The organism is Mesorhizobium sp. M7A.F.Ca.CA.002.15.2.1 (assembly GCF_003998715.1).
In the GTDB taxonomy this organism is placed as follows: Bacteria; Pseudomonadota; Alphaproteobacteria; order Rhizobiales; family Rhizobiaceae; genus Mesorhizobium; species Mesorhizobium ciceri.
Genome location: NZ_RZPI01000285.1, coordinates 1 through 6,642 on the forward strand (window position 1 = coordinate 1; position 6,642 = coordinate 6,642).

Annotated in this window: 10 protein-coding genes and 1 pseudogene; 7 read left to right on the top strand and 4 right to left on the bottom strand. The window is 64.5% G+C overall.

Annotated features, from left to right (window positions below; translation table 11 throughout):
* The 3 genes and pseudogenes from ENZ74_RS17080 to hrcA all read right to left on the bottom strand — a co-directional run.
* Positions 1-483: pseudogene (locus tag ENZ74_RS17080) on the bottom strand (sorbosone dehydrogenase family protein); the annotation flags it as partial.
* 98 nt (positions 484-581) lie between these two features.
* Positions 582-779 (bottom strand): hypothetical protein, encoded by a 198-nt coding sequence (locus ENZ74_RS17085; protein WP_023814156.1) that lies wholly within the window; start codon positions 777-779, stop codon positions 582-584.
* A gap of 24 nt (positions 780-803) precedes the next feature.
* A complete protein-coding gene (hrcA, locus tag ENZ74_RS17090) occupies positions 804-1,901 on the bottom strand; it encodes a heat-inducible transcriptional repressor HrcA (protein ID WP_027161211.1) in 1,098 nt (365 codons plus the stop codon).
* Positions 1,902-2,058: 157 nt separating this feature from the next.
* Here hrcA and rph point away from each other — a divergent pair, with 157 nt between their 5' ends.
* From rph to ENZ74_RS17125, 6 genes are all read left to right on the top strand, one after another.
* Positions 2,059-2,775, top strand: coding sequence for a ribonuclease PH (gene rph, locus ENZ74_RS17095; protein ID WP_013528632.1), 717 nt, complete (start codon positions 2,059-2,061; stop codon positions 2,773-2,775).
* Between the two features lie 183 nt (positions 2,776-2,958).
* Positions 2,959-3,369, top strand: a complete 411-nt coding sequence (locus ENZ74_RS17105) for a VOC family protein (RefSeq protein ID WP_063169655.1) — start codon at positions 2,959-2,961, stop codon at positions 3,367-3,369.
* Positions 3,369-4,016, top strand: a complete 648-nt coding sequence (gene rdgB, locus ENZ74_RS17110) for an RdgB/HAM1 family non-canonical purine NTP pyrophosphatase (RefSeq protein WP_063169656.1) — start codon at positions 3,369-3,371, stop codon at positions 4,014-4,016. Before ENZ74_RS17105 ends, rdgB begins: the two co-directional genes overlap by 1 nt.
* Positions 4,013-5,176, top strand: a complete 1,164-nt coding sequence (gene hemW, locus ENZ74_RS17115) for a radical SAM family heme chaperone HemW (protein ID WP_063169657.1) — start codon at positions 4,013-4,015, stop codon at positions 5,174-5,176. Before rdgB ends, hemW begins: the two co-directional genes overlap by 4 nt.
* A gap of 3 nt (positions 5,177-5,179) precedes the next feature.
* Entirely contained in the window at positions 5,180-5,503 is a 324-nt protein-coding gene (locus ENZ74_RS17120; RefSeq protein WP_013528628.1) for a low molecular weight protein tyrosine phosphatase family protein, read from the top strand.
* 25 nt (positions 5,504-5,528) lie between these two features.
* Positions 5,529-5,966 (top strand): EamA family transporter, encoded by a 438-nt coding sequence (locus ENZ74_RS17125; RefSeq protein ID WP_013528627.1) that lies wholly within the window; start codon positions 5,529-5,531, stop codon positions 5,964-5,966.
* Between the two features lie 73 nt (positions 5,967-6,039).
* On the opposite strand, the gene ENZ74_RS17130 is transcribed toward ENZ74_RS17125, so the two are convergent.
* Entirely contained in the window at positions 6,040-6,228 is a 189-nt protein-coding gene (locus ENZ74_RS17130; RefSeq protein ID WP_013528626.1) for a hypothetical protein, read from the bottom strand.
* A gap of 149 nt (positions 6,229-6,377) precedes the next feature.
* On the opposite strand from ENZ74_RS17130, the gene ENZ74_RS17135 reads away from it, so the two are divergent.
* Positions 6,378-6,642, top strand: a 265-nt coding sequence (locus ENZ74_RS17135) for an SAM-dependent methyltransferase (protein WP_245470968.1), incomplete at its 3' end; no start/stop codon positions are given.

Here is a 6,642-nt window from a genome sequence, read left to right on the forward strand (position 1 = left end):
GTTGGCGACATAGACCCATTGCGGGTCAGGGCCCGGCGGATAGAAGGCAATGCCATAGGGTCGGTTGAGATTGCCGGCAAAGATGCCGTCCTGCGCCGGCTTCGCACTGCCTTCGGCGAGGCGATAGATGCGGACCTGGTTGGCTTTGCTGTCGGCGACGAACAGGTCGCCATTCGGCGCGACGCGCACGACGCGTGGATTGTCGATGCCCGATGCAACCAGCTCGGCCGAGAACCCCGGCGGCAGTTGCAGCTTCGCGTCTGCCGGCATGTCCGCGATGCCGGCGCTGTTCGAGGTCGACCGGGTGGCATTGGGCTTGGGCAGATCATCCGGTCTGATCAGCCGGCGGGTGCCCGGCTTGTCCGCTCGCCAGTCGCCGAAGGCAGCCGCGCCTTTCAGTACCGGTTCGTCCGCCTGCTGGGCGAATGAAGCGGTCGAGACAAACAGTGCGGCGGAAAGTGCCGGGCCGGCAAAACGCATCATTCGGTCCTCCAGTGTTCGGGCGTGAAAACAGGAACGACCGGTTTCGTCGATCGTTCCACGGCACACGATGAGGTGAAGGAAGCTTGCGGTTTTCCGGTTCAGGTCCCGGCGGCGTAGAAATCGTCGTCGAGGCGTTTTTCCAACTCGACGAGGTCAGCCGGCAGCGGCAGGCCCATGGCGCGCATTTCCTGCAGTTTTTCGCGCAGCTGCTCCTGGATCTCGTGCTGGTCTTCCGGCTGGTTGACCATCTCCTCGAGCAGCAGGCTGATCCGGGCCTTGAATTCTTCGAGCGCCATCGTCGTCTCCTCGGTTGGATCAGCTCAGCGCAGCATGCGTGAAATCAGCTGCGCCGTATAGTCGACCATTGGGACGATGCGCGCGTAATTCAGCCGGGTCGGGCCGATGACGCCGAGCGCGCCGACGACGCGGGCATCCTTGTCGCGATAGGGGGCGACGACCAGCGACGAGCCCGACAGCGAAAACAGCTTGTTTTCCGAGCCGATGAAGATGCGCACACCCGAGCCCTGCTCGGCGAGGTCAAGCAGCTGGATAAGCCCGTCCTGCGTCTCCATGTCCTCGAACAGATGGCGCAGCAGCTCGATGTCGGCCTGGGCGGTGACGTTTTCAAGCAGATTGGCACGCCCGCGCACGATGAGCCGTGCCGGCAGGCCGCTGTCGGCGCCGGCCCACACCGCCAGCCCCTTCTCCACCAGGTCCTGCGACAGCGTGTCGAGCGCGGCCCTGGTTTCTTCCTTGATGCGAGCGATCTCGATCCGCGCCTCGGCCAGCGTGCGGCCGCGTATATGGGCGTTGAGGAAATTCGAGGCCTCGTGCAGTTGCGAGACGGTGATCCCGGCGGGCAGGTCGACGACGCGGTTTTCGACGTCGCCATTCTGCGACACCAGCACCGCCAGCGCCTTCGTCGGCTCAAGCTGGATGAATTCGATGTGCTTCAGCGCCACCTCGTTTTTGGCGGCCAGCACCAGGCCGGCGCCGCGCGACATGCCCGACAGCATCTGGCTGGCCTCGGTCAGCATGTGCTCCAGCGTCGCACCGGAGCCGGACGCCCGCACCTGTGCCTCGATGGCGCGGCGCTCCTCGTCGGAAAGGTCGCCAAGCTCCATGAAGGCATCGACGAAGAAACGCAGGCCGGCCTGCGTCGGCAGCCGGCCGGCCGAAATGTGCGGCGCGTAGATCAGGCCGAGATGCTCGAGGTCGCTCATCACGTTGCGGATGGTCGCCGGCGACAGTGAGGACGGCAGGATACGCGACAGGCTGCGCGATCCCACCGGTTCACCGTCCCTGAGATAGGAATCGACGATGCGCCGGAAGATGTCGCGGGAACGCATGTCGAGCGCCTGGAATACTGGCGACTGAAGCGCGGGCGACTGCGAACTCGGATCGACTGCCTTGGTCATACGGCCAAAAACCTCCGGCCCAAGGATATAGACTTACACTGCACCCGCGCAACCCGGTGTCTGTGTCCGATCGTCAGCCCATTTTCCTTTGCGCCACGCGTCCCATGCGGTTACAAGCCGGCCAAGATTCCGAAAAATGACAAGAAAGCAGCCCTGAATGCGCCCTTCCAAACGCCAATTCGACGAAATGCGTGCCATCTCCTTCGAGCGTGGCGTCTCCAAGCATGCCGAAGGCTCATGCCTGGTGAAGTTCGGCGACACGCATGTCCTGTGCACGGCCAGCCTCGAGGAAAAAGTGCCGGGTTGGATGCGCAACTCCGGCAAGGGCTGGGTGACGGCGGAATACGGCATGCTGCCGCGCTCGACCGGCGAGCGCATGCGCCGTGAGGCTTCGGCCGGCAAGCAGGGCGGCCGCACGCTGGAAATCCAGCGGCTGATCGGCCGCTCCTTGCGCGCCGTGGTCGATTTGCAGGCGCTGGGCGAACAGCAGATCACCGTCGACTGCGACGTCATCCAGGCCGATGGCGGCACCCGCACCGCATCGATCACCGGCGGCTGGGTGGCGCTGTATGACTGCCTGCGCTGGATGGAAGCGCGCCAGATGGCCAGCGTCGCCAAGGTGCTGAAGGACCATGTCGCGGCGATCTCCTGCGGCATCCATGACGGCCAGCCGGTCATCGACCTCGACTATATCGAGGATTCCGCGGCCGGCACCGACGCCAATTTCGTCATGACAGGCAAGGGTGGCATCGTCGAGATCCAGGGCACCGCCGAGGGCGAGCCTTTCTCCGAGGAGCAGTTCGCGGACCTGATGGGCCTGGCCAAGAAAGGCATCCAGCGCCTGGTGAGTTTGCAGCAGATGGCAGTGGCTTAGTTTTTAGATGTCGAGCCTGAGCGCCCCCCTCTGGCCTGCCGGCCATCTCCCCCTCAAGTGGGGAGATCGGATGTCATCTAGGGCTTCGCCAATCTCCGGCGTTGTAGGGCGCGCGACAATGCAGAAGCTGCCAATCTCCCCACCTGAGGGGGAGATGGCCGGCAGGCCAGAGGGGGGCGCCTCGTGACACCCTCCACGATCCTGGAATCGGCCCTCTACGTCACAGACCTGCCCGCCGCCGAAACCTTCTACACCGACATCCTCGGCCTCAATCTCCTCGGCAAGGTCGACGGCCGCCACCTCTTCTTCCGCTGCGGCCCCGGCGTGCTGCTCGTCTTCAACGCCGAGGCAACCAAAATCCCGCCGGCGCCCGACGCGAGGCTGCCGGTGCCACCGCACGGCGCGGTCGGCCAAGGTCATCTCTGCTTTACGGCGACCGACGATGAAATCGCCGGCTGGAAAGCCCATCTGGAGGCAAAGAAGATCGCCATCGAGAGCGAATTCGAGTGGCCGCAGGGCGGCCGTTCGATCTATATACGCGACCCCTCGGGCAACTCGATCGAATTTGCCGAGCCAAGAATCTGGGGCCTTTGATGCATTCTCTCGATGGCAAGAAGATCGTCGTCGCCACCCATAATGAGGGCAAGCTGCGCGAATTCGCCGACCTGATGGGACCGTTCGGCTTCGAAGCGAAGTCGGCCAGGGAGTATGGCCTGCCGGAGCCGGACGAGACCGGCACCACCTTCGAGGAGAACGCCTACATCAAGGCGCTCGCCGCCGCCAAGGCGACCGGCCTGCCGGCGTTGTCGGACGATTCCGGCCTGTGCGTCGACGCGCTTGACGGCGCGCCCGGCGTCTACACCGCCAACTGGGCCGAAACCCCGGACGGTTCGCGTGACTTCGGCATGGCCATGCAACGCACCGAAGTGGCGCTGCAGGAGGTCGGCGCCGCCTTGCCGGAGCAGCGCAAGGGACGCTTTGTCGCCGTCATCTGCCTGGCGTTTCCCGACGGCGAGGCCGAATATTATCGCGGCGAGGCCGAGGGCACGCTGGTCTGGCCACCGCGCGGCGAGCTCGGCTTCGGCTATGATCCTGTGTTCCTGCCCGAGGGCTTCGAAAAAACCTTCGGCGAAATGAGCGCCGAGGAAAAGCATGGCTGGAAGCCCGGCCAGGCCACGGCGCTGTCGCACCGCGCCCGTGCCTTCCAGAAATTCGCCAAAGCGAGATTGGGCTCGGCATGAGCATGCTGCTCGACCGGACGCCCGGCTTCGGCGTCTATGTCCACTGGCCGTTCTGCGCGGCCAAATGCCCCTATTGCGACTTCAACAGCCATGTTCGCCACCAGCCGGTCGACCAGGAGCGCTTTGCCGCCGCCTTCGAGGCCGAACTGGCGACGATGCGCGAGCGCACCGGGCCGCGCGAGGTGACCAGCGTTTTTCTAGGCGGCGGCACGCCCTCGCTGATGAAGCCGGAAACCGTGGCCAGGGTTCTGGACGCCGTGGCGAAGAACTGGACTGTGCCTGCCGGCATCGAGGTGACGCTGGAGGCCAATCCGTCCTCGGTCGAGGCCGAGCGCTTTCGCGGCTATCGGGCGGCTGGGGTCAATCGCGTGTCGCTCGGCGTGCAGGCGCTGAACGACAAGGATTTGCGCTTCCTCGGCCGGCTGCACAATGTCGAAGAGGCCCTGCACGCCATCGGCCTCGCGCGGGAAATATTCCCAAGGCTGTCCTTCGACCTGATCTACGCCCGCCCCGGCCAGACGCCGGAGGCTTGGGCATCGGAGCTGGAACAGGCGATCGGCCATGCCGCCGACCATCTGTCGCTCTACCAGCTGACCATCGAGGAAGGCACGCCCTTTCACGCGCTGCATGCGGCAAAGAAATTCATCATTCCCGACAACGACCATGCCGCCGACCTCTATGCACTGACGCAGGAGATCACCAAGGCGCACGGCCTGCCGGCCTACGAGATTTCCAACCACGCCAGGCCTGGCGCCGAGAGCCGGCACAACCTGACCTACTGGCGCTATGGCGAATATGTCGGCGTCGGGCCGGGCGCGCATGGCCGCTTCGTCGAGAACGGCCGGCGCACGGTGACAATCGCCGAGCGGATGCCGGAAACCTGGGCCAATCTGGTCGAGGCCAAGGGCCATGGCGTCACCGGCGGCGAGATCCTGACGCGCTCGGAAGAGGCCGACGAATTCCTGCTGATGGGCCTGCGGCTGGCCGAAGGCATCGACCTCTCCCGCTACGAGGCGTTCTCCGGGCGCGGCCTGTCGAGCGCGCGGTTGTCGATGCTGCAGGGCGAAGGGCTGGTGGCGCCGATCGGCAATGCGCGCCTGCGCGCCACGGCCGCCGGCATGATCGTGCTCGACGCGGTGGTCGCCGATCTGGCGCGCTAACCCTTGAAGAACGTCCTTTTCGTCTGCAGCCAGAACCGCTTGCGCAGCCCGACCGCCGAACAGGTGTTTTCAACGCGCCGCGATATCGAGGTGGCCTCGGCCGGAACCAACCACGATGCCGACACGCCGCTGACGCATGAGCTGGTCGCTTGGGCCGACATCATCTTCGTCATGGAAAAGGCGCACCGCACCAAGCTGCAGAAGAAATTCAGGGCCAGCCTGAAGAAGGCGCGTGTGATCTGCCTCGACATACCTGACGATTATGAATTCATGGATCTGGAGTTGATTGGCCTTCTGAAGGCACGCGTTTCACGGTATCTCGGTTAAGACGCAATCCGCGAAGGCCACCCGCATGAACCTGACCGTATCCTCCTGGCAATTCTGGGCGCTGCTCTCGGCTGCATTCGCTGCCCTGACGGCGATCTTCGCCAAGGTCGGCATCGAGAACATCAATTCCGATTTCGCCACCTTCATCCGCACGATCATCATCCTGATCGTGCTCGGTGCCATCCTGCTCGCCAGCGGCCAGTTCCAGTCGCCGGCTACGATCTCGGGAAAGACCTGGGCTTTCCTCGCCCTGTCCGGTCTGGCGACCGGCGCTTCATGGCTCTGCTATTTTCGCGCCCTGAAGATCGGCAATGCGGCGCAGGTGGCGCCGATCGACAAGCTAAGCGTCGTGCTTGTGGCGGTGTTTGGCGCGGCCTTTCTCGGCGAGCGGTTGTCCGGAGCGAACTGGCTTGGCGTCGCCCTTATCGCGGCGGGTGCTGTGCTGGTCGCCTATCGAGGGTAGTTGCGCGCCATGGCGTGCGTTCTTCGTTTCAAGACGGGTGATGAAGATATCGAAGCGATTGGGCATCGTCCGGTCAGTGCTCCGTCGTGCTGTCGGGTTTGTTGTCGGAAAGGCTGACGTTCGTCGGCAAGGTGCTGGCGACGCGCTCTTCGGTCAGGCTGTGCTCGGTCTTGGCAGACGGGCGCTTGTCCCTGGGGGTGGCAACGCGGTTGCGGCCGGCATAGTAGGGCTCGAAAGCGTCTTGTATCTTGAGGCTGTCCATCCTGTCCTCCTCCGGAATCAGGGGGCTAATCTGCCAACGCCGGTTTGGTTCCCCACTGTGGCAAAGGAAAGGCGAATTCCTTACATCGGCGTCAGCTTTTGCAAGCCCGCGTCAGCCGTGCCAAACAGGGTCGAACGGAGACTTGATCAGTGACCGCAGAGACGGGCAAGCGCAGCTATGTGGTCGGGCAGACCGAGATCGCGGCCCGGCCGCTGGAGCCGGCGCTCTATCTGGTGGCGACGCCGATCGGCAATCTCGCCGACATCACGCTGCGCGCGCTGGAGACGCTGGCCGCCGCCGACATCGTCGCTTGCGAAGATACACGGGTGTCGCGCGTGCTGCTCGACCGTTATGGCATCCGCCGCCGCACCACAGCCTATCATGAGCATAATGCCGGCGAGGCCGGGCCGAAGC